This is a genomic window from Bradyrhizobium japonicum USDA 6 (assembly GCF_000284375.1).
GTDB lineage: Bacteria > Pseudomonadota > Alphaproteobacteria > Rhizobiales > Xanthobacteraceae > Bradyrhizobium > Bradyrhizobium japonicum.
The window spans coordinates 1,907,292-1,933,549 of sequence record NC_017249.1 but is presented as its reverse complement, the minus strand read 5'-3'; the positions used below and the strand labels follow the sequence as shown (position 1 = coordinate 1,933,549).

General features: G+C 65.3%; 25 protein-coding genes, 1 pseudogene and 1 riboswitch. Of the genes and pseudogenes, 12 read left to right on the top strand and 14 right to left on the bottom strand.

Features of this window, described 5'->3' with window-relative positions; genetic code table 11:
* Nucleotides 1–16 precede the first annotated feature (16 nt).
* The 7 genes from BJ6T_RS09045 (at nucleotide 17) to BJ6T_RS09015 (ending at nucleotide 7,102) form a co-directional block, all read left to right on the top strand.
* The gene (locus BJ6T_RS09045) at nucleotides 17–1,135 is read left to right on the top strand and encodes a class I SAM-dependent methyltransferase (RefSeq protein ID WP_014492007.1); all 1,119 of its coding nucleotides are present in this window, start codon (nucleotides 17–19) and stop codon (nucleotides 1,133–1,135) included.
* Nucleotides 1,132–1,899, top strand: a complete 768-nt coding sequence (pgeF, locus tag BJ6T_RS09040; protein ID WP_014492006.1) for a peptidoglycan editing factor PgeF — start codon at nucleotides 1,132–1,134, stop codon at nucleotides 1,897–1,899. The genes BJ6T_RS09045 and pgeF overlap by 4 nt, the downstream gene beginning before the upstream one ends.
* 72 nt (nucleotides 1,900–1,971) lie before the next feature.
* Nucleotides 1,972–2,904 carry a MerR family transcriptional regulator gene (locus tag BJ6T_RS09035; protein ID WP_014492005.1) on the top strand — a complete coding sequence of 311 codons (933 nt, stop codon included), beginning with the start codon at nucleotides 1,972–1,974 and terminating at the stop codon, nucleotides 2,902–2,904.
* 121 nt (nucleotides 2,905–3,025) lie between these two features.
* Complete coding sequence (locus BJ6T_RS09030; RefSeq protein ID WP_014492004.1) at nucleotides 3,026–3,640, top strand: hypothetical protein; 615 nt, start codon at nucleotides 3,026–3,028, stop codon at nucleotides 3,638–3,640.
* 193 nt (nucleotides 3,641–3,833) lie between these two features.
* Entirely contained in the window at nucleotides 3,834–4,787 is a 954-nt protein-coding gene (locus tag BJ6T_RS09025) for a ribose-phosphate pyrophosphokinase (protein WP_014492003.1), read from the top strand.
* Nucleotides 4,788–5,042: 255 nt separating this feature from the next.
* Nucleotides 5,043–6,071, top strand: coding sequence for a putative zinc-binding metallopeptidase (locus BJ6T_RS09020; RefSeq protein ID WP_014492002.1), 1,029 nt, complete (start codon nucleotides 5,043–5,045; stop codon nucleotides 6,069–6,071).
* Nucleotides 6,068–7,102 (top strand): D-alanine--D-alanine ligase family protein, encoded by a 1,035-nt coding sequence (locus BJ6T_RS09015; protein WP_014492001.1) that lies wholly within the window; start codon nucleotides 6,068–6,070, stop codon nucleotides 7,100–7,102. Before BJ6T_RS09020 ends, BJ6T_RS09015 begins: the two co-directional genes overlap by 4 nt.
* A gap of 146 nt (nucleotides 7,103–7,248) precedes the next feature.
* On the opposite strand, the gene BJ6T_RS09010 is transcribed toward BJ6T_RS09015, so the two are convergent.
* The 9 genes and pseudogenes from BJ6T_RS09010 to BJ6T_RS08970 all read right to left on the bottom strand — a co-directional run bounded on the left by BJ6T_RS09010 (nucleotide 7,249) and on the right by BJ6T_RS08970 (nucleotide 16,617).
* Entirely contained in the window at nucleotides 7,249–7,707 is a 459-nt protein-coding gene (locus BJ6T_RS09010; RefSeq protein WP_014492000.1) for an SRPBCC family protein, read from the bottom strand.
* 10 nt (nucleotides 7,708–7,717) lie between these two features.
* Nucleotides 7,718–8,557, bottom strand: a complete 840-nt coding sequence (locus tag BJ6T_RS09005; protein WP_014491999.1) for an XdhC family protein — start codon at nucleotides 8,555–8,557, stop codon at nucleotides 7,718–7,720.
* Nucleotides 8,558–8,568: 11 nt separating this feature from the next.
* Nucleotides 8,569–9,777, bottom strand: a complete 1,209-nt coding sequence (locus tag BJ6T_RS09000; RefSeq protein ID WP_014491998.1) for a vWA domain-containing protein — start codon at nucleotides 9,775–9,777, stop codon at nucleotides 8,569–8,571.
* Complete coding sequence (locus tag BJ6T_RS08995; RefSeq protein WP_014491997.1) at nucleotides 9,774–10,640, bottom strand: AAA family ATPase; 867 nt, start codon at nucleotides 10,638–10,640, stop codon at nucleotides 9,774–9,776. Before BJ6T_RS08995 ends, BJ6T_RS09000 begins: the two co-directional genes overlap by 4 nt.
* Nucleotides 10,641–10,746: 106 nt before the next feature.
* The gene (locus BJ6T_RS08990; RefSeq protein WP_014491996.1) at nucleotides 10,747–13,167 is read right to left on the bottom strand and encodes an aerobic carbon-monoxide dehydrogenase large subunit; all 2,421 of its coding nucleotides are present in this window, start codon (nucleotides 13,165–13,167) and stop codon (nucleotides 10,747–10,749) included.
* Nucleotides 13,164–13,664 carry a (2Fe-2S)-binding protein gene (locus BJ6T_RS08985; RefSeq protein ID WP_014491995.1) on the bottom strand — a complete coding sequence of 167 codons (501 nt, stop codon included), beginning with the start codon at nucleotides 13,662–13,664 and terminating at the stop codon, nucleotides 13,164–13,166. The genes BJ6T_RS08990 and BJ6T_RS08985 overlap by 4 nt, the downstream gene beginning before the upstream one ends.
* A gap of 12 nt (nucleotides 13,665–13,676) precedes the next feature.
* Nucleotides 13,677–14,539: pseudogene (locus BJ6T_RS08980) on the bottom strand (FAD binding domain-containing protein).
* Nucleotides 14,540–14,755: 216 nt separating this feature from the next.
* Nucleotides 14,756–15,958, bottom strand: a complete 1,203-nt coding sequence (locus BJ6T_RS08975) for an MHYT domain-containing protein (protein WP_014491992.1) — start codon at nucleotides 15,956–15,958, stop codon at nucleotides 14,756–14,758.
* 101 nt (nucleotides 15,959–16,059) lie between these two features.
* Complete coding sequence (locus BJ6T_RS08970) at nucleotides 16,060–16,617, bottom strand: 6,7-dimethyl-8-ribityllumazine synthase (RefSeq protein ID WP_014491991.1); 558 nt, start codon at nucleotides 16,615–16,617, stop codon at nucleotides 16,060–16,062.
* 74 nt (nucleotides 16,618–16,691) lie between these two features.
* Nucleotides 16,692–16,867, bottom strand: a riboswitch (FMN riboswitch).
* A 387-nt stretch (nucleotides 16,868–17,254) separates the two neighbouring features.
* Between BJ6T_RS08970 and BJ6T_RS08965 the strand changes: the two genes are divergently transcribed.
* On the top strand, nucleotides 17,255–17,755 hold the full coding sequence (locus tag BJ6T_RS08965; RefSeq protein ID WP_028169834.1) for a type III secretion system chaperone family protein: 501 nt from the start codon (nucleotides 17,255–17,257) through the stop codon (nucleotides 17,753–17,755).
* Between the two features lie 168 nt (nucleotides 17,756–17,923).
* Nucleotides 17,924–18,760, top strand: coding sequence for a pyrroline-5-carboxylate reductase (proC, locus tag BJ6T_RS08960; RefSeq protein WP_028169833.1), 837 nt, complete (start codon nucleotides 17,924–17,926; stop codon nucleotides 18,758–18,760).
* 114 nt (nucleotides 18,761–18,874) lie between these two features.
* On the opposite strand, the gene BJ6T_RS08955 is transcribed toward proC, so the two are convergent.
* The 5 genes from BJ6T_RS08955 to BJ6T_RS08935 form a co-directional block, all read right to left on the bottom strand.
* Nucleotides 18,875–19,267: a thioesterase family protein gene (locus BJ6T_RS08955; protein ID WP_014491988.1), complete on the bottom strand. Its 393-nt coding sequence runs from the start codon at nucleotides 19,265–19,267 to the stop codon at nucleotides 18,875–18,877.
* A gap of 187 nt (nucleotides 19,268–19,454) precedes the next feature.
* Nucleotides 19,455–19,703 carry a tautomerase family protein gene (locus BJ6T_RS08950; RefSeq protein ID WP_071909549.1) on the bottom strand — a complete coding sequence of 83 codons (249 nt, stop codon included), beginning with the start codon at nucleotides 19,701–19,703 and terminating at the stop codon, nucleotides 19,455–19,457.
* Between the two features lie 55 nt (nucleotides 19,704–19,758).
* A complete protein-coding gene (gene hisS, locus BJ6T_RS08945; protein WP_014491987.1) occupies nucleotides 19,759–21,279 on the bottom strand; it encodes a histidine--tRNA ligase in 1,521 nt (506 codons plus the stop codon).
* 168 nt (nucleotides 21,280–21,447) lie between these two features.
* Nucleotides 21,448–21,972 carry a YegJ family protein gene (locus BJ6T_RS08940; RefSeq protein ID WP_028169832.1) on the bottom strand — a complete coding sequence of 175 codons (525 nt, stop codon included), beginning with the start codon at nucleotides 21,970–21,972 and terminating at the stop codon, nucleotides 21,448–21,450.
* A 138-nt stretch (nucleotides 21,973–22,110) separates the two neighbouring features.
* Nucleotides 22,111–23,193, bottom strand: a complete 1,083-nt coding sequence (locus tag BJ6T_RS08935; protein ID WP_028169831.1) for a branched-chain amino acid aminotransferase — start codon at nucleotides 23,191–23,193, stop codon at nucleotides 22,111–22,113.
* 336 nt (nucleotides 23,194–23,529) lie between these two features.
* Between BJ6T_RS08935 and BJ6T_RS08930 the strand changes: the two genes are divergently transcribed.
* Genes BJ6T_RS08930 through BJ6T_RS08920 form a run of 3 tightly spaced genes read left to right on the top strand, consistent with a single transcriptional unit; the run spans nucleotide 23,530 to nucleotide 26,207 of the window.
* Nucleotides 23,530–24,072: a MarR family winged helix-turn-helix transcriptional regulator gene (locus BJ6T_RS08930; RefSeq protein WP_028151547.1), complete on the top strand. Its 543-nt coding sequence runs from the start codon at nucleotides 23,530–23,532 to the stop codon at nucleotides 24,070–24,072.
* Nucleotides 24,069–24,800: a response regulator gene (locus BJ6T_RS08925; protein WP_028169830.1), complete on the top strand. Its 732-nt coding sequence runs from the start codon at nucleotides 24,069–24,071 to the stop codon at nucleotides 24,798–24,800. Before BJ6T_RS08930 ends, BJ6T_RS08925 begins: the two co-directional genes overlap by 4 nt.
* A gap of 18 nt (nucleotides 24,801–24,818) precedes the next feature.
* Nucleotides 24,819–26,207, top strand: coding sequence for an ATP-binding protein (locus BJ6T_RS08920; RefSeq protein WP_014491982.1), 1,389 nt, complete (start codon nucleotides 24,819–24,821; stop codon nucleotides 26,205–26,207).
* The last annotated feature ends 51 nt before the right edge of the window (nucleotides 26,208–26,258 follow it).

Sequence of the window (26,258 nt, the reverse complement as noted above, 5' to 3'; positions counted from 1 at the left end):
TTCGAGAAGACAGACCGTGACCGAACAGCCGCTACTCAACGAGATCAGGGCGCTGATCAAATCCTCAGGGCCCATGCCGGTCTGGCGGTACATGGAACTGTGCCTGATGCATCCGCGCTATGGCTATTACGTCTCGCGCGATCCGCTCGGGCGCGAAGGCGACTTCACCACCGCGCCCGAGGTCAGCCAGATGTTCGGCGAGCTCCTGGGGCTGTGGACCGCCTCGGTGTGGAAGCAGATGGGCTCGCCGCAATTCCTGCGGCTGATCGAGCTCGGCCCCGGCCGCGGCACCATGATGGCGGATGCGCTGCGCGCGTTGCGCGTGCTGCCGCCGCTGTACCAGGCGCTTCAGGTCCACATGGTCGAGGTCAATCCCGTGCTGCGCGAGCGGCAGAGTGCGACGCTGGCGGGCGTGCGTAACATCGCCTGGCACGACAGCATCGACGACGTGCCGGAAGGCCCGAGCATCATCCTCGCCAACGAATATTTCGACGTGCTGCCGATCCACCAGATGGTGAAGCGCGAGAACGGCTGGCACGAGCGCGTGATCGAGATCGATCCCAACGGCAAGCTTCAATTCGGCGCCGCGGCCGACCCGACGCCGCGCTTCGATGTGCTGCTGCCGCCTCTGGTGCGCGCCGCTCCCGTCGGCGCCGTGTTCGAATGGCGGCCCGACGGCGAGATCATGAAGCTCGCCACGCGCGTGCGCGACCAGGACGGCGCGGCGCTGATCATCGACTACGGCCATCTGCGCAGCGATGCCGGCGACACCTTCCAGGCGATCGCGCGCCACACCTTCACCGATCCCCTGAAGGCGCCGGGCCAGGCCGACGTCACCGCCCACGTCGACTTCCAGGCGCTGGCGCGCGCGGCCGAGGATGTCGGCGCCCGTGTGCACGGCCCGGTGACGCAAGGCGATTTCCTCAAGCGCGTCGGCATCGAGACCCGCGCAGCCGCCCTGATGCAGAAGGCGACGCCTGACGTCGCCACCGACATTTCGGTGGCGCTCAAGCGCCTGACCGATACCGGGCGCAGCGGCATGGGCTCGATGTTCAAGGTGCTCGGCATCTCAGAACCGCGGCTGACCGGCATCGCCGGCCTCAGCGATCTCGAACGAGCCGGAGGCGCCTCATGACGCTTGCTTCGTCGCTGCTCTCGGCCGTGCCCGGCCTGCGCCACGCCTTCTTCACCCGCGACGGCGGCGTCTCGGGCGGGATTTATTCGGCGCTCAATGGCGGGCTCGGCTCCAACGACGATCCGGCGCATGTCGCGGAGAACCGCCGCCGCATGGCCGAGCATGTCGGCGTCGCCCCGGAGCGCTTCATCAGCCTGCACCAGATCCATTCGCCCGATGTCCTCGTTGCCGAAGCGCCGTGGCCGAGCGGACCGCGGCCGAAGGGCGATGCGCTGGTCACGAAAACACCCGGCATTGCGCTCGGCGTCTCCACCGCCGATTGCGGGCCGGTGCTGTTCGTCGATCCCAACGCGCGCGTGATCGGCGGCGCCCATGCCGGCTGGAAGGGCGCGCTGACCGGCGTGCTGGAACAGACGATCTCGGCGATGGAGAAGCTCGGCGCCACGCGCGGCGGCATCATCGCCGCGATCGGCCCCTTGATCCGCCAGGACAGCTACGAGGTCGGCAACGAGTTCGTGGCGCGCTTCATCGAGGCGGACGCGGACAACGCCGTGTTCTTCATCCCGTCGGTGCGCGCCGGACACGCGATGTTCGACCTCGCCGGCTTCATCCGGAAGCGGCTCGAAGCCGCCGGCATCCTGATGATCGACGATCTTGGCCTGGATACTTACGCCGACGAGCGCTTCTTCAGCTATCGCCGCTCGGTGCATCGCAAGGAGCCGGATTACGGCCGCCACATTCACGCGATCGCGCTCGAGGGGTAAGCTGGCCGTCGCTTCGTTCTTGTTTCAAAATGGCCTTGACTCTCCACCTGCTGGAAACCGCAGAAAAGCGGAATGAAGCAACGTACCTACAGCATCGGCGAAGCGGCACGGCTCTGCGGCATCTCGGTCCGCAAGCTTCGCTTCTATTCGGACGAGGGATTGTTGCCGCCGGCAGACCGAACTGCGAGCGGCTACCGCGTCTTCACGGATAGCGAACTCGTCCGACTGGAGCTCATCCGCTGTCTCCGTGATGCCGGCCTTGGCCTGGATGCGATCCGGGAGGTCCTCTGCCAGGAGCTGTCGCTTGCCGAGGCTCTGAAGCTGCGGCTCGAAGCGCTGGAGGCGGAGATCGCCGCTCAGCGCCGTGTCGCCGCTGCGCTGCGGGCTGCGTTGCGTTCACCGCAACTCACCGAGGCCGATCTGAGGAGATTTTGGAGCATGACGCAACTGTCCCGCGTGGAGCGACGCAACGTGGTTGAACGCTTTTTTGAAAGAGTGTCCGACGGCATCAACATCGATCAGGAATGGGTCCGCCAGATGGTGGAAGCGACCGTCCCGGAACTGCCCGACGCGCCAACGCCTGAGCAATGCGACGCATGGATCGAGCTTGCAGCCCTCCTGAGCGATCCCTCCTTCATCGCCAATATGCGAGCCAACGCCGGTGATGTCTGGGATCGCGAGGTCATCGATTTGAAGGCCTGTCAGGAAGCGAGCGACGCCATCGTGCTCAGGGCGACGCAAGCCATCGAACAGGGGCTTGAACCGTCATCCGTGCAAGCCAATGAGCTGGCGCGGGATTGGCTGGAGATCTCGGCTCGCCTGATGAACCAGAAGCCCGACGCCGGCTTCCGTAACTGGATGCGCACGAAATATGTCCGGCACGATGCTCGCGCGAACCGCTATTGGGAACTGGTAGCCATCATGAGAGGGCAGTCTCCAAACGCCAGCCCAAACCGGGAATGGGTGTGGATCCAGGCTGCGATGCGACATCATCTGGCAGCCTGAGCGAGCAGGCACATCGCGGCCGGGTCGCCCACCGGCCCCGGCCGCGATGCGCTCCAGAAGGCCGATGTAGCATTCCTGCCCTAGACCTTAATCGATTTTAACGATATCGCTGCCCTCCATAATGAGGGACGCGTCATTCATCCTGGGCCGCGCGGGTTCGCGCGTGCTCGCGGTCATGCTGCTGGCGGTAGCGACCGCGCTTGCCGGCTGCGCCGGCGGCGGCGGTGCCGCCAACTCCTATGCGATGGCGCCGAGCGCCGGCTCCGGGGCGACGGTGGCCTTCGAATCGATCGACGGGCCGCCCCCGCAGGTGTTCGACCGCATGGTCGGCGTGCTCGACAGCGAATCCAAGCTGCGCAGCCTGTCCGTCGTCTCCCGCGAGGGGACGGCTGCCTATCGCGTGCGCAGTTACCTCTCCGCCCAAATCGTGCGCGGCAAGACCGTGATCGCCTGGGTCTGGGACGTCTACGACGCCAACCAGCAGCGCGCATTGCGCCTCTCCGGCGAGGAACTGACCGCCGCCAAGGGCGGCCGCGATCCCTGGGGCGCCGCCGACGACCTCGTGCTGCGGAAGATCGCCCAGGCCGGATTCAGCGGACTTTCCAACATGATCAACGGCACGCCGGACGCGCCGGGGACTGTTCCCAGCTTGCGGGGACCGGCGGTGGCCAGCGTGATCCCGGAGGCTCCGGCGGCCGAGATGCCGGCCTCGGCGCTCGGCTATGCCGAGCGATAACCCCCGCTAAACCACGGCCTCAAGTTGCGGCCAAACCGTTGGCCCGACTCAGGATTTCGGAGGGAAAACGTAGCATCCCGGGTTGCCATTGCGGCCCCCGGCCTGATATTTCCTCGCCCGTCGTAACCGTGCTTCCAGTGGGTATTCTCTGATGTTGAACGTCGTATCCAGCAAAGCGCGGGAGGAAGCGTCCATGTCGGCCAAGAACGGCTCCATCAAGCTTGTCGCCGGCAACTCAAACCCGGCTCTCGCGCAGGCGATCGCGCAGGGCCTCGACCTGCCGCTGACCAAGGCGGTGGTACGGCGCTTCGCCGACATGGAGATCTTCGTCGAGATCCAGGAGAACGTGCGTGGCTCGGATGCCTTCGTCATCCAGTCGACCTCGTTCCCGGCCAACGACCATCTGATGGAACTGCTGATCATCACCGATGCGCTGCGCCGCTCCTCGGCACGCCGCATCACCGCGGTGCTGCCCTATTTCGGCTACGCCCGGCAGGACCGCAAATCGGGTTCGCGCACGCCGATCTCGGCCAAGCTCGTCGCCAACCTGATCACGCAGGCCGGCGTCGACCGCGTCATGACGCTCGACCTGCATGCCGGCCAGATCCAGGGCTTCTTTGACATCCCGACCGACAACCTCTACGCGGCACCGCTGATGGTGCGCGACATCAAGGACAAGTTCGACCTCTCCAAGACGATGGTGATCTCGCCCGACGTGGGCGGCGTGGCGCGCGCACGTGGCCTTGCCAAGCGCATCAACACTCCGCTCGCGATCGTCGACAAGCGCCGCGAGAGGGCGGGCGAATCCGAGGTCATGAACGTGATCGGCGACGTCGCCGGCTACACCTGCATCCTGATCGACGACATCGTGGATTCCGGCGGCACGCTGGTGAACGCGGCCGATGCGCTGATCGCCAAGGGGGCCAAGGACGTCTACGCCTACATCACCCACGGCGTGCTCTCCGGCGGCGCGGCCGCCCGCATCGCGGGCTCGAAGCTGAAGGAGCTCGTGATCACCGACTCGATCCTGCCGACGGACGCGGTGACCAAGGCTCCGAACATCCGCACGCTGCCGATCGCCAGCCTGATCTCGGACGCCATCGCGCGCACCGCGGCGGAAGAGTCGGTGTCGAGCCTGTTCGACTAGTCTTTTCGATCCCGGAAGGTCTCGTAGGGTGGGCAAAGGCGCGGAGCGCCGTGCCCACCTTTTCTTCTTGTATTGAAGGTAGTGGGTACGCTTCCGCCTTCGCTCTTCGAGCTACGGCGGACAAGCCGCTTTGCCCACCCTACGGCGTTGTGCCCTGACGCGCCGCAGCACGCCTCACAGACCCCACGGGTTGTTGCCGGCTGCCGCCCATGACATCATCCGGATACCGAACCATCTCTGCCCCCTGGATTCCTGATGCCGCGCCGGAAATTTGCCTGGGAGAAGCTGTCGGATGACGAGTTGCTCAAGCAGCGCCTCTCCAGCCTGAGGGTTACGGTCAAAGGCACCTGGCTCGAGGACTGCGTCAGCACGCTCCATGAGGAGCTCGAGGAGCGGGGCATCCGGCTGCGGCCGCACACATGGATCTCGAGCGAATGGTTCAGTCCGGGCGATGTGCCGGGCATCGCCATTCCATTCTATCTCGCTCATCCCCGTCTGATGAAGCTCGAGAAGAGGATGATGTTCGACGTCGAGGGCGGGACCTGGCGCGAGTGCATGGCCATCCTCCGCCACGAGGCCGGCCATGCCATGCAGCACGGCTATCAGCTGCAGCGCCGCCGGCGCTGGCAGCAGCTGTTCGGCCCGTCGTCGAAACACTACCCGCGCTACTACCGGCCCAATCCTGCCAGCAGGCGCTACGTCCAGCATCTCCGGCTGTGGTACGCGCAGAGCCATCCGGATGAAGATTTCGCCGAGACCTTTGCGGTGTGGCTGCGGCCGCGCTCGAACTGGCGGACGCGATACGCCGGCTGGCCCGCACTGAAGAAGCTCGAATATGTCGACGAGCTGATGAGCGAGATCGCGGGAAAGCGGCCGCTGATCACGACCCGAGAGCGTGTCGATACGCTGGGCCGGCTCAGCCAGACGCTCGAAGACCATTACAAGAAGAAGCAGGAGTTCTACGCCTTCACGCCGCCGAAGACCTACGACCGCGACCTCTCCAGGCTGTTTTCAGCCGATCCACGGCATCACCGCTCAAAGCCGGCTTCGGCCCTGATCAGGCGCCACCGCGCCCAGATCAGGCAACTGGTCGCGCGGTGGACGGGCGAGAACCAGCTCACGCTCGATGCCGTGCTCGATGACATGATCTCCCGCTGCCGTGAGCTCGACCTGCGCGCCGTCGGCCCCGAACAGAAGCTCGTTCTCGATTTCACCGTCCTCGTGACCGCCAAGACGATGCACGCGCTGTTTGGCCCGTCTCGGCGCAAATGGATCGCGCTATGAGACGCTCGCGCATTCTGGTCCTGATGCATCCGGACTTCATGCCTCCGGACTCAAGCGACGGATACACCGCGCAGGAAATCAACGCGTGGAAAACGGAATACGACGTGGTGAGCACCTTGCGCGCGGCCGGCCACGAGGTTCGCGCCCTCGGCGCGCAGGATGAAATCAAGCCGGTGCGCGAGGCGATCGAGGAGTTCAAGCCGCACGTGGTCTTCACGTTGCTGGAGGAATTCCACAACAACGTCGCCTACGACCAGCACATCGCCAGCTACCTCGAGCTGATGAAGGTCCCCTATACCGGGTGCAATCCGCGCGGCCTGATCCTGGCGCGCGGCAAGGATTTGTCCAAGACGCTGGTGCATCACCGCCGGATCGCGGCGCCGGCCTTCGCCGTCTTCCCGATGCGCCGCAAGGTGAAACGCCCGACGCGCCTTGCGCTGCCGCTGATCGTCAAGAGCCTGAACATGGACGGGTCCTTCGGCATCTCGCAGGCCTCGATCGTCGACACCGACGAGAAGCTCGCGGAACGCGTCGCCTTCATCCACGAGCGGGTCGAATCCGCCGCCATCGCCGAGCAGTTCATCGAGGGGCGCGAGCTTTATGTCGGCGTGCTCGGCAACAACCGGCTGCGCGTCCTGCCGGTTTGGGAACTGAAATTCGGCAGTATGGGCGGGCGCAGATCACGGCACATCGCCACGGAGAAGGCCAAGCACGACACCGACTATCAGGAGAAGCTCGGCATCGTCGACGGGCCGGCGAAGGACCTCGCGCCGGAAGTCACCGCGCGCATCCAGCGCGCCGCGAAACGCATCTACCGGGCACTCGGCCTCGACGGCTACGCGCGCATCGATTTTCGTCTCGCCGCCGACGGCACGCCGTATTTCATCGAAGCCAATCCCAACCCCGAGATCGCCAAGAGCCAGGAGTTCGCCACGGCGGCCCAACATGCCGGGCTCAAATATCCGGATCTCCTGCAACGCATCCTGACCCTGGGGATCAGCCGGGCCAAGGCGGGGGTGTCGTTGGGGTAATGGCGGCTTGCGCAACTATCGTAGGGTGGGGCAAAGGCGCAAAGCGCCGTACCCACCTTATGTTGTAGCGATGAAGACGGTGGGCACGCTTCCGCCTTCGCTCTTCGAGCTACGGCGGACAAGTCGCTTTGCCCACCCTACGGCAGCTAGTTTGCCTCGGCCTTCGCGCTCACCACGTCGGCAAATGACTTGAAGAACTCCCCCGCCAGCTTCGTCGCGGTCGAATTGATCAGCCGCGCTCCCAACTGCGCGAGCTTGCCGCCGATCTGCGCATCGACCTCGTAATGCAACACCGTCACGTCGGCACTCTCGGATTCCAGCCGCACCACCGCGCCGCCCTTGGCGAAGCCGGCGACGCCGCCGGAGCCCTCGCCTGAGATACGGTAACTGTTGGGCGGATCGAAATCGGACAGCGTCACCTTGCCGCTGAACGTCGCCTTCACCGGGCCGACCTTGAAGACCACGGTCGCCGTCATCTCGTTCGGCGCGGTCACCTCGAGCGACTGGCAGCCGGGGATGCACTGCTTCAGCACAGCGGGATCGTTCAGCGCCGCCCACACCTGTTCGCGCGAGGCGGGGATGCGCTGGCTGTCGTTCATCTGCATGATCGGTGTCTCACTCTCTGCTTGCTGCTTGATTGGCCGCGCGCTGGCCACGCCGGCGTTCCCTGGTGATCTCGGCGAGGATCGACATTGCGATCTCCTCCGGCGTGATGGCGCCGAGATCGAGCCCGGCCGGCGCCTTGAAATCGTCGATCGCGGCGCTACTGGCGCCTTCCGCGATCAGTTTTGCCCGGAGCGAAGCCATCTTGCGGCGGCTGCCGACGAAGGCGTGGTAGTCGGCTTTGGTTGCGACTGCCGCGCGCAACGCCACTTCGTCGCCCTTGCCCTGCGTCGAGACCACGACGAAGCGCTTGGCGTCGTTGAGCTCACCGAGCTGGTAACCGTCGATAATCGCGTCTGCATCCGGCTGCGCCGTGCGATCGGCAGCGGGCGCAGCGAGGGTAACGTGATAGCCGAGCACGCGCGCTTGCGCCGCAAGTGACAGCGCCACCGGGCTCGCACCGAGAATGACGAGCGAGGGATGCGGCAGCACCGGCTCGACGAAGATGTCCATCGTGCCCTTGCTCGGGCACATGTTGCTGGCGAAGCGAATGCCGTCGCGGCTCTCGCCCGCGCTGACGCCGAGCTCGGCCAGCAGGTTCTCCGGCTGCACCGAAACCATGCGCGGCTCGCCATCGGCGAGCGCCTCGCGCGCCGCCTTCAGCACCGCGCCCTTGGCGCAGCCCCCGCCGATCCAGCCCGCGACGATGGTGCCGTCGGCGGCGATGATCGCCTTGGCGCCAGCCTTCGCCGCGGTCACCGACACCGTGCGCACCACCGTCGCGAGCACGAAGGCGCGCTCGGCCGCCTTCATCTGCGCAACGAGATCGAGTACTTCGACATGAGCGGTCATCGGAAGCCTCCTCAAAGCTTCGCCAGATAGGGTTCGAGCGCGCGCAGGCTTTGCAGCGAATTGGCGGGCGCGTAGAGATCGACATGCGGCAACGCAGCTCTTATGCCCCGCGCTTCGGGCGTGTAGCCTTCCCACGCCATCATCGGGTTGAGCCAGACGATGCGGCGACAGCGCCGGTGCAACGCCGCCATCTCGCGGCCGAGCAATGCGGCATCCCCGGTCTCGTAGCCGTCGGACACGATCATCACGCAGCTGCGGGAATGGATCACCCGTGCGGCGTGCCAGCGGTTGAAGGTCTGCAGGCTCTCGCCGATCCTGGTGCCGCCACCCGCGCCTTGCGCCATGATCGAGAGCCGGTCGAGCGCGCGGCCGGCGTCCTTCTCCTTCATCGCGTCGGAGACGTAGGCGAGGCGCGTGTGGAACAGGAACGCCTCGGCCTCGCGGAACTGGTCGAGCACACCGTGGATGAAGCGCAGGAACACGGCGGTGTACATGCTCATCGAGCCAGAGGCATCGAGCAGCACGACCAGCCGCAACGGCTTGTCCTTGCGCTGGCGTTTCACCAGGCTGATAGGAACGCCGCCATGGCTGATGTTACGATGAATGGTGCGGCGGAGATCAAGCCGGTAGCCGCGCCGGCGCGCCAGATCGCGCCGGGTCAGGCGTGTGCGCATCGCTTTCGCGAGCGCTGCTGCGGCCTCATGGGCCTGCGCGACCTGATCGGGATCGCTCAGTTTCCTGAAATCGACCTCGGCAAGATTGTCCGCGCGCGAAGCGCCTTCCATGCGGCCCTCGCCGGAGCGGCCTTCCGGCGCGTCGTCGGAGGACGGAAGCTGGTCGACGGCGGACTGGTGACTGCCCTGCTCCGCCGCGGCATCCTGCAAGCTCTTCAGCGAGGGATTGCTGGCGCCCGCTGTTGATCCAATCGTGCGGGTACGCGAGCGCACGCGCTTGCCCAGCCAGAACGTGTCGAACAGACCGTCGAACTTGTCCCAGTCGGATTTGCGTGCCGAGAACAGGTGCTTGAACGCCGCGCGCAGCAGGCCCGGTCGCGCCGCATAGCCCGATGACATCAGCGTCGCAGCATCCTGCCCCTCGGCGAGCCCGACGCGGAAGCCGGCCTCGCGCAGCGTGCGCAAGAAGGCGGCCAGCCTTGCGGAGACGAGGCGGGAGACCTCATGGAGGTCGTCATATCCGGGGCTGGAACCACAGCAACTCATGCGACCTTCCCCAGCAGGCGCTGCGTCACCTCTGGCGTGACGCGGGCGCGGTCTTCGTGAGTCTTCAACAGGCAGACGAGCGTCTCATGCACAGTCTCGGGCGCGTCGTGAAGATTGGTTACGTCGAGGCCGACGAGGGCTGCCGCCCAATCCAGCGTCTCCGCCACGCCCGGGACTTTTCGCAGCTCCTCCTTGCGCACACCCTCGACCATGCGCGCGATCTGGAGCGACAGCGACGGGCTGGCGCCCGTGACGCGCGCCAGGATGATGCGGCTCTCGCGGTCGACGTCGGGATAGTCGACATAGTGATAGAGGCAGCGCCGGCGCAACGCGTCGGACAGCTCGCGCGTGCCATTCGAGGTCAGCACGACATGCGGGATCGTAACGGCCGAGATCGTGCCGAGCTCGGGGATCGAGACCTGGAAGTCCGACAGCAGCTCCAGCAGGAAGGCCTCGAACTCGTCGTCGGCGCGGTCGATCTCATCGATCAGCAGCACCGGCGCCTGTGCGCGGCGGATCGCTGCAAGCAGCGGACGCTCCAGCAGGTATTTTTCCGAGAAGACCTGATCCTCGATGCTGTCGCTGCCACGATGGGCCTGGATCGCCAGCAACTGGCGCTGGTAGTTCCATTCGTAGAGCGCGGAGGACTGGTCGAGGCCTTCGTAGCATTGCAGACGGATCAGCTCCGTCGCGTGCACTTTTTCGAGCGCTTTCGCCACTTCCGTCTTGCCGACGCCCGCTTCGCCTTCGAGCAGCAGCGGACGCCGCAACAATTGCATCAGCGAGATCGCAGTCGCGAGGTCCGCATCGGCGATATAACCCGATACGGCCAGCGCTTGAGCGATTTCGTCACGGCCTTTCATGCTTATGCTCTCCCGTCATTGCGAACGAAGCGAAGCAATCCAGAAATGGCCCCGCGGAAACAGTCTGGATTGCTTCGTCGCTTCACTCCTCGCAATGACGACAACACTACGCCACCGCGCCCAGATCCTTCGCCGCCTTCCAGTTGCGCCAGAAATCGTGCGGCATCTGGATGTGTGTGGAGCCCAGGAACGAGAACGCGTCGTTGACGGCGTTGGAGAAGGCCGGCACGCCGCCGACATTCGGGCTTTCGCCGACGCCCTTGGCGCCGATCGGGTGATGCGGCGACGGGGTGACGGTGAAGTCGGTTTCCCAATGCGGAGTCTCCACCGCGGTCGGCATGAAGAAGTCCATGAACGAGCCGGTGACGACATTGCCGACCTCGTCGTAGCGAATCTCCTGGCCCATCGCGATGGCGAAGGCTTCGGTGAGGCCGCCATGCACCTGGCCCTCGATGATCATCGGGTTGATGCGGGTGCCGCAATCGTCGAGCGCATAGAAGCGCCGGACCTTGTACACGCCGGTATCGACGTCGATGTCCATCACGCAGAGATAGGCGCCGAACGGATAGGTCATGTTGGGCGGATCGTAATAGCTGACCGCCTCCAGCCCCGGCTCCATGCCTGGCGGCACGGAATTGTACGCCGCCCAGCAGATGTCCTTCATCGACATGAACTTCTCCGGCAGGCCCTTCACCCGGAAGCCGTCGATGTCGAATTCGAGATCGTCCTCATGGACCTCGAGCTTGTAGGCCGCGATCATCTGCGCCTTGGCCTTGATCTTTCGCGCGGCCATTGCAATCGCGGCGCCCGCCACCGGTGTGGAGCGCGAACCGTAGGTGCCGAGCCCGTAAGGCGCGGTGTCGGTGTTGCCCTCCTCCACCATGATGTTGTCGGCGGGAATGCCGATCTCGGTGGCGATGATCTGGGCCCAGGTGGTCTCGTGACCCTGGCCCTGGCTCTTGGTACCCATGCGCGCGATGCCCGCACCGGTCGGGTGCATGCGGATCTCGCAGGAGTCGAACATCGCGATGCCGAGGATGTCGCAGTTCTTCGACGGGCCAGCACCGACGATCTCGGTGAAGAAGGAGATACCGAGCCCCATGATCTCGCGGGTCTCGCCCCGCGCGAACGCGGCACGCTTCTCCGCCTGCTCTTTCCGGAGCGCGGCATAGCCGGTCGTCTCCATCATCTTGCGCATGGCGGTGTGGTAGTCGCCGGAGTCGTATTCCCAGCCGAGCGCCGAATGATAGGGGAACTGCTCCGGCTTGATGAAGTTCTTCAGCCGGAGTTCAGCGGGGTCCATGTTGAGCTTCTGCGCCAGAATATCCATGGCGCGCTCGATGCAGTAGGCGGCCTCCGTGACGCGGAAAGAGCAGCGGTAGGCGACGCCGCCGGGCGCCTTGTTGGTGTAGACGCCATCGACCGCCAGATGCGCGGTCGGGAAGTCATAGGATCCCGTGACGATGTTGAAGAAGCCGGCCGGCCATTTCGACGGATCGGCGCAGGCGTCGAACGCGCCGTGATCAGCGAGCACGTGCACGCGCAGGCCCGTGACCTTGCCGTCCTTGGTCGCGGCGATCTCGGTGGTCATGTGATAGTCGCGCGCGAACGAGGTCGCGGTGAGGTTCTCGATGCGGTCCTCGACCCATTTCACCGGCTTGCCGGTGACGATGGAGGCCACCGCCGCACAGATATAACCGGGATAGGCGCCGACCTTGTTGCCGAAGCCGCCGCCGATATCGGGGGCGATGACGTGGATCTTGTGCTCCGGCAGCTTGGCGATCAGTGCCACCACCGTGCGGATCACGTGCGGGGCCTGGAAGGTGCCGTAGATCGTCAGCTCGCCCTTGATCTTGTCGAAGGAGCAGACGCACTGGCAGGTTTCCAGCGGCGACGGATGGGTGCGGTGATAGGAGATCATCTCCTTGATCTTGACCTCGGCCTTGTTGAAGGCGGCGTCGGTCAGCTCCTTGTCGCCGACGGTCCACTCGAAGATGTGGTTGTCGTGCTTGCGCGGGCCATGCGCGCCGGACATCTTGCCAACGAGGTCCTCGCGCAACACCGGCGCATCCTTGTCCATCGACTTGAAGGGATCGACCAGCGGCGGCAACGGCTCGTATTCGACGATCACCTTGTTGATGCCGTCATCGGCGGCATAGCGGTCGGTGGCGACGACGAAGGCGACCTCCTGGTTCTGGAACAGCACTTTTCCGTCGGCCAGCACCATCTGCACGTCGCCGGCGAGCGTCGGCATCCAGGCGAGATTCACCGTCTTCAGCGTCTCCGCAGTGATGACCGCGAGCACGCCCGGCACCTTCAGCGCCTCGCTGTCGTCGATCTTCTTGACGCGCGCATGCGGATGCGGCGAGCGGACGAAGTCGCCATGCAGCATGCCGGGCAGCTTGACGTCGTCGACGTAATTGCCCTTGCCCTGGGTGAAGCGGATGTCCTCGACGCGCTTGCGCTTGCAGCCCATGCCTTCGAGTGCGGCGGTACGTTGTTCCCGCGTGGGAGTGAGGTCGTTCATTCTGCGGCCTCCTGGAATTCCACGCCGTTGATTTTTGCGGCGGCGTATTGAATGGCTTTGACGATGTTCTGGTAGCCGGTGCAGCGGCAGATGTTGCCGGAGATGCCCATGCGGATTTCCTGCTCGCTCGGCGAGGGATTTTCCTTCAGCAGCCGATGCGCGCGGACAATCATGCCGGGCGTGCAGAAGCCACATTGCAGGCCGTGCATCATGCGGAAACCTTCCTGCAAGGCCGACAGCGTGCCGTCGGCGTTGGCCATGCCTTCGACCGTGGTGATGTCGCTGCCCTGGGCTTGCACCGCGAACATGGTGCAGGATTTCACCGACATGCCGTCGATGTCGACGGTGCAGGCGCCGCAATGCGTGGTCTCGCAACCGATATGGGTGCCGGTCATCTGCAGATTCTCGCGGATGAAATGCACGAGCAGCGTGCGCGGCTCGACGAGGCCTTCGACCTCGGCGCCGTTCACCTTCATGGTGACGTGTGTTTTAGCCATCGATCCCCTCCCTTACTTCGCGACAGCGGCGGCGCGCTGCAGCGCGCGCGTCACCATGATGCCGCCGACATGTTTTCGGTATTCGACCGGGCCGCGGGCATCCGCGGCTGGCGCCATGATCGCTTCGGCGGCGGCAGCCGCCTTCTTGAGCGCGGCTGCATCAAGGCTGGTGCCGATCACGGCCTTGGCGGCATCAGCGGCGAGCAGCGGCGTCTCGTGGACGTTGGTCAGCCCGATCGTACAGGTCGCAACCTTGCCGCTGGACATGGTGAGGACGACGGCGGCAGCGGCGGTCGCGTAATCCCCGACCTTTCGCTTGAGCTTTTCGTAGGCGAAGCCGTGGCCAGCCGCCGGTACCGGAACCGACACCGAGGTGAGAATTTCGCCGGGCTCGAGCGCGGTGAAATAGGCACCCTGGTAGAAATCGACCGCCGCGACGTCGCGGGAGCCACCTGGGCCTTCGAGGCGATAGGTTGCCCCCAAGGTCATCATCAGCGCCGGCATGTCATTGCCGGGATCGCCATTGGCAACATTGCCGCCGATCGTGCCGCGGTAGCGCACCTGCGGGTCGGCGATCAGCAGCGCCGCTTCATGCAGGATCGGCATCGACTTGGCGACGTCGTCCGAGGCCAGCAACTCGTGCTGGGTGGTCATCGCACCGATGACCAGATTGTTGCCGTCGCGGCTGATGCCCTTGAGGGCGGCGATGCCGTGCAGGTCGATCAGATGGGCGGGGTGGCGAGCCGAAGCTTCATCATCGGCACCAGGCTATGCCCGCCGGCCAGCGGCCGGGCATCCTCGCCGAGGTCCGACAATAGCTTGACGGCATCGGCGACACTCGCCGGCCGGTGATAGCTGAATGAGCCTGGGATCATCATCTCCTCCTCGTCGTCCTTTGCGCGTGACGGCGCGGACGTTGGGGGACGGTCACTCCCGGCGGGGCGGCCCGCAATCGTTGGGGCACGGAACAGCGGATTTCGCACGAGTTGCGGCCCTGGACGCACGAATTGCGTCAGGGGTGGGGACGTATGGCGCGGCTCTTCCCCCTCCAGGGGAGGGTAAGGGCGAGCACTTCCCGTGTGGTTTGAGTCCTACGCCTGCCGCCGGTTCGCCAGCCCCAGCCGCGCCTTCACCTCGGCTATCTTGGCCCGGCTGACCGGGACCCGGTGCGGCGACGGGCCGTCGAGTTCGAGCACGGCGCCATCCCCCTCTCTCCGGACCAGCGCGACATGGGGGATCGCGACGATATGGCTGCGGTGCACCCGCAGGAACAGCGAGGGATCGAGCTGGGCCTCGGCCTCCGAGATCGACCAGGGGCACATTCGCTCGCGGGTGCCGTCATGGACACGGGTGTAATGCGCATCCGCCCGCACGCTGCGGACATTGGCTGTCTCGATGAAGTGCGTGCCGTCGGCGCTCTCGACCGGCAACCGCGGAACCGGCGCGCGGGGCGGCTGGCCGAGACCGCCGAGCGGGGCCACCGGGCGCGGAGCTGTGGCCGGCGCAGCGATCAGTTCGATGGCGGCGGCTGCGACCGGCGAAGCAGCCGGTTCGGCAGCAACCGAGTTCGACGTCTGACGCCGTTGATCGGGAACCAGCGACAGCAGGAAGCCGGCTGCGATGACGAAGCACAGCACCGCAACGACGATCGACAGGATTTGCTGCGACGCGGCAAGACCGCCGGCGGCATGGTGATGCGCCGCGCCGGTCAGCGGCTCGAAATGCATGCCCAGCATGGCCGTGTAATGCATGCCGGAGACAGCGATGCCGAACGCAACCGAACTGACGATCAGCCGGATGCCTTCCTGCTGCGCCAGGAAGGCGCGCAGGCCACCATAGGCGGTGACGATCGCGACCACGACCGAGAGCAGCACCATGGTCCGGTCGTGGACGATACCGAAATGACCGGCGAGGCCGTGGATGCCGACATAATGCATGCTGGCGATGCCGACGCCGAGCAAAACGGCCGACGACGCCACCCGCTTCAGGGATGGCTCGCCGATCGAGACAAAGAACAAGGAGATGCCGACCACCAGCGCGCAGATCAGGAACGAGATGATGGTGGGCAGGACGAGATAGACGGTGTCGGGCGGGAGCGGCGCGGCCAGCATGCCGACGAAATGCATGGTCCAGATGCCGACGGCCAGGAACGCCGCCGCACCCGCGAGCAGAACGCGGTTGCTGACGCCGGGCGTGTTGCGGATGCGAGCAGCAAGCGCAAAGCCGGTATAGCCACCCAGACTCGCGATCGCCACAGAGAGCGCGACGAGATAGGGATCGTGTCCTTCGAACATGATCTTGTCGGCCGCCCCGTCTCCACGGCACGGCCTCCTCCCGCCGCCGACTTTATAGGGACGGCGACGGGATTGACAATCAGCGGCGTGTGAGCGGACGGCTACACGATGCCCGCCGCGACCTGGCCGCGCAGACGCTCAAGCCCGAGCAGCGTGTTGGCGCAGGCTTCCGCGACCTCGACGCCCTTGATCGCAAAATGCCTGCGGAAGAAATCGTAGTGCACCTCGGTCTCGTGGAATTGCTGCGGCGTCAGCACCGCGGAGAACACCGGCACCTCGGTGCGCAGCTGCACGTCCATCAGCGCCTTGATCACGGTGTCGGCGACGAACTCGTGGCGGTAGATGCCGCCGTCGACGACGAGGCCCGCCGCGACGATCGCGGTGTAGCGCCGCGTCTTGGCGAGGATCTGCGCATGCAGCGGGATCTCGAACGAGCCCGGCACCTCGAACACGTCGACATGATTGAGGTGACGTGCAGCCGCCTCCTTCACGAAGGCGATGCGGGCCTCCTCGACCACGTCGCGGTGCCAGCAGGCCTGCACGAAGGCCACCCGCTGCGGTTTCGCGAAGCGCGGATGCTCGGGTGCCGGATCCTGCGGAACCGGCGGTTGGGTGACTTCGGAAGTTTCGGTTTGGGGGTCTTGCAACATCTGATTCATGGCTTTCCTTCAAAGGACCAGAATCAGGGCATACGGAACGACAAGCAGCCGCACCTCGCGATGCGTCTGCCACCGACCGTTCTCTTTCATCCGGACTTTAACCGTCGGCTTCGGAGTTGCACCGAATCTGCTGACCCTTCCCTTCGGCAAAATTCCTTTTCAGGAAGATTCCTGGGGGAAGGCGCTCGCGGGCTTGGGCCTTGCGACCCTTACCGCCGGTGGGGACTTTCACCCCGCCCTGAGAACATCGGCCGCCCGGGATGAACGGCCTGACCGGAAATATGACGCCGCCCGGCGGCCGCAGCAAGCGCGTTCCGCATGAAAAACCGCATGGTCCCATGCCAGCATGACGGGTGTGGCCTCGCCCGGCGGAATTCACGATTGGCACGCCATCGGCGAATCCGATTCCGATTTGTTCTCATTCGTTAAGAATTGTGGCGGAGATGAGCTGTGGACGAACGAGTCCTGGCTTGTGGACGGACTCGGCAGCCAGTTGCGCAGATTCCGCAAATCACATCACTTGATCCGCGACAGGCTCGCGCTGATCCGAGGGGATCGCGACAGCGACGTTGAGGGAGCGCGCCGGGGCGACCGCGTGCGTATCAAAGACAACAAGAAGGCAAGAGGTCGAGACGGAATGTCCCTGCTCGAAGGCACTATCGATTCCAGAAATCACCCGCTCGCGGTGGTCGAGGACATCGCTGCCAGCAACAACTGGCCGTTCGAACGCTCCGGCGAAGACGAGCTCACGATTGTCTCCAAGGGACAATGGACCGATTATCAGATCTCCTTCACCTGGATGGGCGAGATCGAGGCGCTGCATCTGGCCTGCGCCTTCGACATGAAGATTCCGGTTGCGCGGCGGAGCGAAGTGCAACGGCTGGTCGCCGCGGTCAATGAGCAGTTGTGGGTCGGCCATTTCGATCTGTGGACCAACACCGGCATGATCATGCACCGCCAGGCGCTGGTGCTGCCGGGCGGGCTCACCGCCTCGACCGCGCAATGCGAAGCCATGCTCGCCGGCGCCATCCATGCCTGCGAGCGCTACTTTCCCGCGTTCCAGTTCGTGGTGTGGGCCGGCAAGACCACCGCGCAGGCGATGGACGCGGCGATGTTCGACACGGTCGGAGAGGCGTAAGGCTCGCCTCGCCCTCCGCTGTCATCCCGGACGAGCGCAGCGCCGATCCGGGACCCCTACCGCGTGATTTCTCCGTATCGCGCGATGCTTGTTGCTCCGCCCTCCATCCACTAGAACCGCCTGTGGTTATGGGTCCCGGCCTTCGCCGGGACGACACCTTTGTTTGTGGTGACCACAGTGGCAGACAGCAGCACTCTCAAGAACATCACCGGCACCATCCTCCTCGCCGGCGCCGGCAAGATGGGCGGCGCGATGCTGACCGGATGGCTGGCGGGCGGGCTCGATCCGCGCCGCGTCGCGGTGGTCGATCCGTTCATCTCGCCCGAGATCACCGCGCTTGCCGCCAAAGGCATCGCGCTCAATCCCGATGCCAAGGCGGCAGGCTTTGTCGAGACGATGATCGTCGCGGTGAAGCCGCAGATGTTCCGCGAGGCCGGCGCGAAGCTGAAATCGTTTGTGTCCGACAAGACCTCGGTGGTCTCGATCATGGCGGGAACCACGATCGCATCGCTCGAAGAGGTCTGCGGTGGCGCCGTGGTGCGCGCGATGCCGAACACGCCGGCCGCGATCGGCCGCGGCATCACCGTCGCGGTTGCCGCGAAGAAGGTCAGTGCCGCGCAGCGTGCGGTGGCCGATGCGCTGCTGCGCGCCACTGGCTCGGTCGAGTGGGTCGAGGATGAAGGCTTGATCGACGCGGTAACCGCCGTCTCCGGCTCAGGCCCGGCCTATGTGTTCCTGCTCGCCGAAGAGCTCGCGCGTGCCGGTGTCGAAGCCGGACTGCCCGAGGCGCTCGCGACCAAGCTTGCCCGCGAAACCGTCGCCGGCTCCGGCGAGCTGCTGCACCAGTCGGATCTTCCCTCCAGCACGCTGCGCCAGAACGTCACCTCGCCCGGCGGCACCACGGCCGCGGCACTCGGCGTGCTGATGGGCGAGCCGGGCCTGCGCGATCTGATGATCCGCGCGATCGCGGCCGCGACGAAGCGGTCGAAGGAGCTGGCGAAGTAGGTCTCGTAGGGTGGGCAAAGCGGAGCGTGCCCACCAACTTCGTTCGCAATCCCGAAAAGATGGTGGGCACGGCGCTTCGCGCCTTTGCCCACCCTACGGCATTCGCGCTCGCCGCTACGCCCCGAGCCGCTTGTTGAACGTCTCGACATTCACGAGCCCGCGCGCATGGCGGCCCTCGCCGAGCCTGCGCATGCCCTCGAACGCCTCGACCTCGAAGCGGATGACGCGGCGCTCGACTGCGACCACCTTTGCGGTGGTCCGCACCGTCGCGCCGACGAGAGCAGCTGCGAGGTGGCGGATATCGACCTCGGTGCCGACCGTCACCCAGCCCGGCTGAAGCGAGGCGCGGATCGCATCGCCCGACGTCATCTCCATCTCCAGGATCATCATCGGCGTCGCGTAGACAAAAGGCATGCCGGGCACGAAATGCCCGACCGTGCGCTCCGCCGGCACCACCAGCGTGCGCTCGGCACTCATGCCGACCTTGATGAAGTCGCGTGCGTCCATGGGGGCCTCAAACTCCGCTGTCATCCCGGATAAGCGCAGCGAAGCGGAGCGCTGATCCGGGACCCATAACCACAGGGAGTAGTTTGGCGAAGACTCGGAGTTACCAGCTCGCCAAATAACCACTCCCTTTGGTTATGGGGTCCCCGCTTTCGCGGGGACGACAGTGGAGACTGCCGATATGCGCTGGCTATTTCTTCGCAGCCGCCGCGCGCTCCACAAAGGTCTTGCCGCCCTTCATCTTGTGGCGGAGCGGCGCTTCGTTGATCTGGATGACGACGGCATCGGCATCGACGCCGAGATTCTTCACCAGGGCCTGGGTGATGTCGCGCATCATGCCGGCCTTCTGCTCGTCGGTGCGGCCTTCGGCCATGCTGACGGTAATCTCAGGCATCGTTCTCTCCCTTGCGGCCGAACACCGGCCATTGACGGTCGCCATCAAACAAGACGTGGATGCCTGGGACAAGCCCGGGCGTGACGGCCTTCCGGAATGGCTATCCCCACTTTACGTCATGGCGGCCCAGGACTTCGCGCACCTTTGCGACGAGGTCGGCTTCGCTGCACGAGAACTGCGCCGGGCGGCTCTCGCGCCACTCCTGGTTAGAGGCGATCGCGGCGGCGGCCTTGGCGCCTTCGATCAGATCCTTGATCTGCAGCTCGCCGCGCGCCTTTTCATCCGAGCCCTGGATGATCACGCAAGGTGAGTTGCGGCGGTCGGCATATTTGAGCTGGTTGCCCATGTTCTTGGGATTGCCGAGATAGAGTTCGGCACGAATGCCGGCAGCGCGCAAGGATGCCACCATCTTCTGGTAGTCGGCGACACGATCGCGATCGAACACGGTGACGACGACGGGGCCGAATTCGGGCCGCGTGTCGAGCTTGCCGAGCAGCGTCAGCGCGGCCTGGAGCCTGGACACGCCGATCGAGAACCCGGTCGCCGGCACCGGCTCGCCGCGGAAGCGCGAGACGAGGCCGTCGTAACGTCCGCCGCCACCGACCGAGCCGAAGCGCACCGGGCGGCCCTTCTCGTCCTTGGTCTCGAGCAGGAGTTCGACCTCGTAGACGGGGCCGGTATAATATTCGAGGCCGCGCACGACGGAGGGATCGATCTTGATGCGGTCCGCGCCGTACCCCGACGCCGTGACCAGCTTGGCAATCTCTTCCAGCTCGCTCACGCCGGCCTGACCAATCTCGCTCTTGGCGAGGTAGGTTTCCGCCGCGGCGATCGCGTCTTTCCAATCGTCGCGCGGTTTGGTGATGGCGAGAACAACATCAGCCTCCGCCGGGCTCAGGTTGGCGCCTTTCGTGAAGTCGCCCTTGCCTTCTTCGCCGCCATCCCATCGTCCGGGACCGAGCAGCTTGCGCACTTCGTCGGCGGAGAACTTGTCCAGCTTGTCGATCGCGCGCAGCACGGTCAGCCTGCGCGCGGCGTTCTCGTCACCGCCAAGCCCGATGGCTTCCAGAACGCCGTCGAGCACTTTTCGGTTGTTGACCTTCACGACATAGGAGCCGCGCGCAATACCGAGCGCCTCCATCGTGTCCGCGGCCATCATGCAGATCTCGGCATCCGCCGCCGGCGTCGCCGAGCCGACCGTGTCGGCATCGAACTGCATGAACTGGCGGAAGCGGCCGGGGCCGGGCTTCTCGTTGCGGAACACATAGCCGACGCGGTAGCTGCGGTAGGGCAGGACCAGACCGTCGGTCCCGTATCGCTCGCCGACGTAACGCGCGAGCGGTGCGGTCAAATCGTAGCGCAAGCTGATCCACTGCTCGTCGTCGTCCTGGAACGAGAACACGCCCTCGTTCGGGCGGTCCTGGTCGGGCAGGAACTTGCCGAGCGCATCAGTGTATTCCATCGCCGGCGTTTCCACGGGCTCGAACCCGTAGAGCTCGTAGACGGCGCGGATCTTTTCGACCATCTCGCGCGTCGCCCGGATCGCGGCGGGATCGCGATCCTCGAGCCCGCGCGGCAGGCGCGCCTTCAGTTTCTGGGGTTTTTTGGGTTTCTCGGCCATGCGCGGCGTTTACCAGCCGACGCGCAAAGCAGCAACCGCTGCCGCCTTCCGGGAGCCCATAGGACCAGCCCATTCGCCGTCATTCCGGGGCGATGCGCAGCATCGAACCCGGAATCTCGAGATTCCGGGTCTGGTCCTTCGGACCATCCCGGAATGACGACTGCATCCCTACGGCTGCTCCATCCGGGCCCTCAGGGCATCCGCATCCGCCTTTGGCAGCGACTTCAGCGTCGGCTTGATGGTTTCGCCGCCGACGATCTTGCCGTTGCGCATGAACATCCAGTCTGAGATGTCCGCTTCACTGAACTTGACCGTGTCGCCGGCCCGTTTGCCCGGCAGATCGCGGGGCTCGTTGGCGAAGAGGCCCGAATAGGTGCCGTTCGGCAGCTTCTTCACGTCGCCGATCCAGATATGCTCCCCGCCCCTGCGGGTCGAAAAGCGCACCTTCAAGGCGTGCCCGGTCTCCGACGGCCTTGGCGCGTCATAGGACGCCCAGAAGGTCGGGAGCGTACCGCGGGCGCGCGCGATCGCGGTGTTCATCTCGGGATCGGTGGTGCGCACGTCGACGATCGGCGAGCGGTCTTGTGCGGCGACCTCGGGCGTGGGGCCGATGGTCAGGATGCCAAAAACGCTGACGCCGGTGATTGCGGCGAGAACGACCCATTTCAGGGGCTGGGAGAGTTGTGTTGCCATGATCGCGATGTCCAGGATGCTTCGATGTCTCCTGGCTTTGTCGCGTGTCGGCCGCAGCACGTTCAGTGCGCAATAAGCCACAAACGTTGCGCGTTTCCCCTCTCCCTAGTGCGAGAGGGGAAACGTAATCGCCGTCGATCAAAACACCTTTTTGATCCAGTTGTGCGGATCGTTGGTGCGGCCGTACTGGATGTCGATGAGCTGCTTGCGCAGGCCCATGGCGACGGGGCCGGCGGCGCCGCCGCTGATGTCGAAATCACCGCTCACCGAGCGCACCTTGCCGATCGGCGAGATCACGGCAGCGGTGCCGCAGGCGAACGCTTCCTTCAGCTTGCCGCTCGCCGCATCCTTGCGCCACTGGTCGAGCGAGTACGGCTCCTCGCGCACCGTCTTACCGGCATCCTTCGCGAGCGCGATGATGGAGTCGCGGGTGATGCCGGGCAGGATCGTGCCGAGCGGCGGCGTCGAGAGCGAGCCGTCCTCGAACACGAAAAAGACGTTCATGCCGCCGAGCTCCTCGATGTAGCGGCGCTCGACCGCGTCGAGGAAGACGACCTGATCGCAACCGTGCTGGATCGCTTCGGCCTGCGCACGCAGGCTCGCCGCGTAATTGCCGCCGCACTTGACGGCACCGGTGCCGCCGATCGCGGCGCGGGTGTAGTTCTCCGAGACCCAGATCGAGACCGGCGCAGGTCCGCCCTTGAAATAGGAGCCAACCGGCGAAGCGATCACCGCGAAGATGTATTCGGACGACGGCTTGACGCCGAGGAAGGTCTCGCTCGCGATCATGAAGGGGCGCAGATAGAGGCTGCCCTCGCCGCCCGGCATCCAGGCGCGATCGATGCGCACGACCTGCTCGACCGCCTCGATGAAGACGTCCTCGGGCAGCTGCGCCATCGCCATGCGGTCGGCGGAATCCTTGAAGCGGCGCGCATTGGCGTCGGGGCGGAACAGGTTCACGCCGCCGTCGTCACGCTTGTAGGCCTTGAGCCCTTCGAAGATTTCCTGGGCGTAGTGCAGAACCGCGCCGGCCGGATCGAGCTGGAAGTTGGCGCGCGCCTCGACGCGTGCTTCATACCAGCCGCCCTTGGCCTGGTTGTAGCGGACGATCGCCATGTGATCGGTGAAGACCCGACCGAAGCCGGGATCCACCAGCTTGGCGATGCGGTCCTTCTCGGATGTCGGATTGGATGCGGGCTGGATGTCGAATTTCATACTCATGTCCTTGCCTCCCGCTGCCGGTAGCGGCGCTGTTCTGGCGCCCGCCTGCCCTGTTTGGGCCCGGCTGGCTTGATTAGGTTGTGGCCGGACCGCCGCCAGCCTTGTTACGGCCGGTTTCCGTGGCCAGCATGTCGCCGAGGACATGCTTTTGCGGAAGGCGGAAGTCCAGTATGTTTTGCCGAAATGCCGCTCGACAATCGCACGGTAGATCTGCGTCGGCCGTCGCCGCCTGTCCGGCTCTCTCCGGCCGCTCCTAGAACTGCCACCCGACGCGAAGCGATCTAAAATTTCGTGCGGGCTGATCGTTTTGTAACATTGAACCCAAGATACGTCAATATGCCTGACATAAATTTCGCAACTCCCTCTCAAGACGCAGCCGAGCCGCGGCCGGCCGCAGGCGATGGAGGCAATTTGCGCTGGGATATCATTGAACTGCTGTTCTTCGCCTATCGTGATTTCGTCGGTGATCCCGACCAGGAGCTGGAGGCTTTCGGCTTCGGCCGGGCCCACCACCGGGTCATGCATTTCGTCTATCGCTATCCCGGCCTCAAGGTCGCCGACCTGCTCGATGTCCTGCGCATCACCAAGCAGTCGCTTGGCCGCGTGCTCAAGCAGCTCCTGGACGAGGGCTATATCGTGCAAAAGACCGGCGACAATGACCGCCGCCAGCGCCTGCTCTACGCGACGCCGAAGGGCGAGGCGCTGGTGCAGAAGCTCGCCGGGCTCCAGACCACGCGGATCACCAAGGCGCTCGCCGAGCTGGCGCCGCAGGATGCCGAGACCGTCAAGCGCTTCCTGCGCGCGATGATCGACCGCGACGATCCGGACAAGGTGCTGGAGACGATCTTCGCCAACGTCAATCAAGACGGAAAGGAGTGAACGTGCCGTTCGCTGCCACGCTCGCCCGCCCGCCGGTCGAACCGGCCGACGATGCGCCGCATCTGCTGCTGGTCGACGACGACCGCCGCATCCGCGATCTGTTGTCGCGCTTCCTCGCCAGCGAAGGTTATCGGGTGACCACTGCGGCAAGCGCCGGCGATGCACGCTCGAAGCTCATGGGCCTGCATTTCGATCTCCTGATCCTCGACGTCATGATGCCCGGCGAGACCGGCTTCGATCTCGCCCGCTTCATCCGGACCTCCTCCTCGGTGCCGATCGTGATGCTGACAGCGCGGCACGAGGCCGAAGCCCGCATCGAAGGCCTGCAGATCGGCGCCGACGATTACGTGGCAAAACCGTTCGAGCCGCGCGAGCTTGCGCTGCGCATCAACAACATCCTCAAGCGCGCCGCACCGCCGCCGCAAACCGCCGCGGTGGAGAAGATCGCGTTCGGCCCTTACGTCTACCATCTCGATCGCGGCGAGCTGCGCCAGGGCGAGGAGGTCATTCACCTCACCGACCGCGAACGCGAGATGCTGCGGATTCTCTCGGAGACACCGGGCGAGACCGTGCCGCGCAGCGCGCTCACCGGCAATGGCAGCGTCAACGAGCGCGCCGTCGACGTGCAGATCAACCGCCTCAGGCGGAAGATCGAGACCGACCCCGCCAATCCGCTGTTCCTCCAGGCGGTGCGCGGCATCGGCTACCGCCTGGTGGCCTCGCCATAAAGCAGTGAAGCGCGACCGATGAGCACGATCGATACCGGCCTGACGCTGTTGAAGAGCGCCGCCGGCCGGGTCTCCGCCGCCAATGGCTGGATGGGCAACGCGTTCAAGGGCTGGATGCCGACCGGCCTCTATGCGCGTGCGCTGCTGATCATGATCGTGCCGATGGTGATCCTGCAATCGGTCGTCGCCTTCGTGTTCATGGAGCGGCACTGGAACACGGTGACGCGCCGCCTGTCGGCCGCTGTCGTGCAGGACATCGCCGCGCTGATCGACATCTACAAGGGCTATCCGCAGGACAAGGACCGCGACCAGATCCGCCGCATCGCCCAGCAGCGCCTCGGCCTCGTGGTGGACTTCCTGCCGGCCGGCGACATGCCGCCGCCGGGACCTAAGCCGTTCTTCTCGCTGCTCGACCAGACGCTGTCGGTGCAGCTCGGTCGCCAGATCGGACGCTCGTTCTGGATCGACACCGTCGGCCGCTCCAACCTCGTCGAGATCCGGATCCAGCTCGATGATGCTGTGATGCGCGTGTTCGCGCAGCGCAGCGCCGCCTATGCCTCGAACTCGGAGATCTTCCTGTTCTGGATGGTCGGCACGTCCTCGATCCTCCTGATCGTCGCGGTGCTGTTCCTGCGCAACCAGATCAAGCCGATCCTGCGGCTGGCGGACGCCGCAGAAAGCTTCGGCAAGGGCCGCGAGGCGCCGAACTTCCGGCCGCGCGGCGCGCGCGAGGTACGGCGCGCGGCGGTCGCTTTCCTCGAGATGAAGTCACGCATCGAGCGCACGATGGAGCAGCGCACCGCGATGCTTGCCGGCGTCAGCCACGATCTGCGCACCATCCTGACCCGCTTCAAGCTCGAGCTCGCGCTGATTGGCGACAACCCGGAGCTCGAGGGCATGCGCAAGGACGTCGACGAGATGTCGATGATGCTGGAGGACTACCTTGCGTTTGCCCGCGGCGATTCCGGCGAGCAGTCGCAGCCGACCGACATGGCGCAGGCGCTCGAGGAGCTGCGCAGCGACGCCGAGCGCCACGGCCACACCGCGACCGTCGCGTTCCACGGCCTGCCCGTGGTGACCGTGAAGCCGGCCTCGTTCAAGCGCTGCCTCGCCAACCTCGTCACCAATGCGGCGCGCTACGGCAAGAGCATCGCCATCAACGGCCAGCGCGATCACCGTTATTTGACCGTCACGGTCGAGGACGACGGCCCCGGCATTCCCGCGCACTTGCGCGAAGAGGTGTTCAAGCCGTTCCTGCGGCTCGACAACGCCCGCAACCAGGACGAAGGCGGCACCGGCTTGGGGCTCGCCATCGCCCGCGACATCGCGCGCTCGCATGGCGGCGACATCACCCTCGGCGACAGCCCGATGGGGGGATTAAGGGCGAGTGTGAGGATTCCGGTGTAGCTTTCCTTACCTCGCCCCGCTTGCGGGGAGAGGTCGAATTCGATCGCAGAT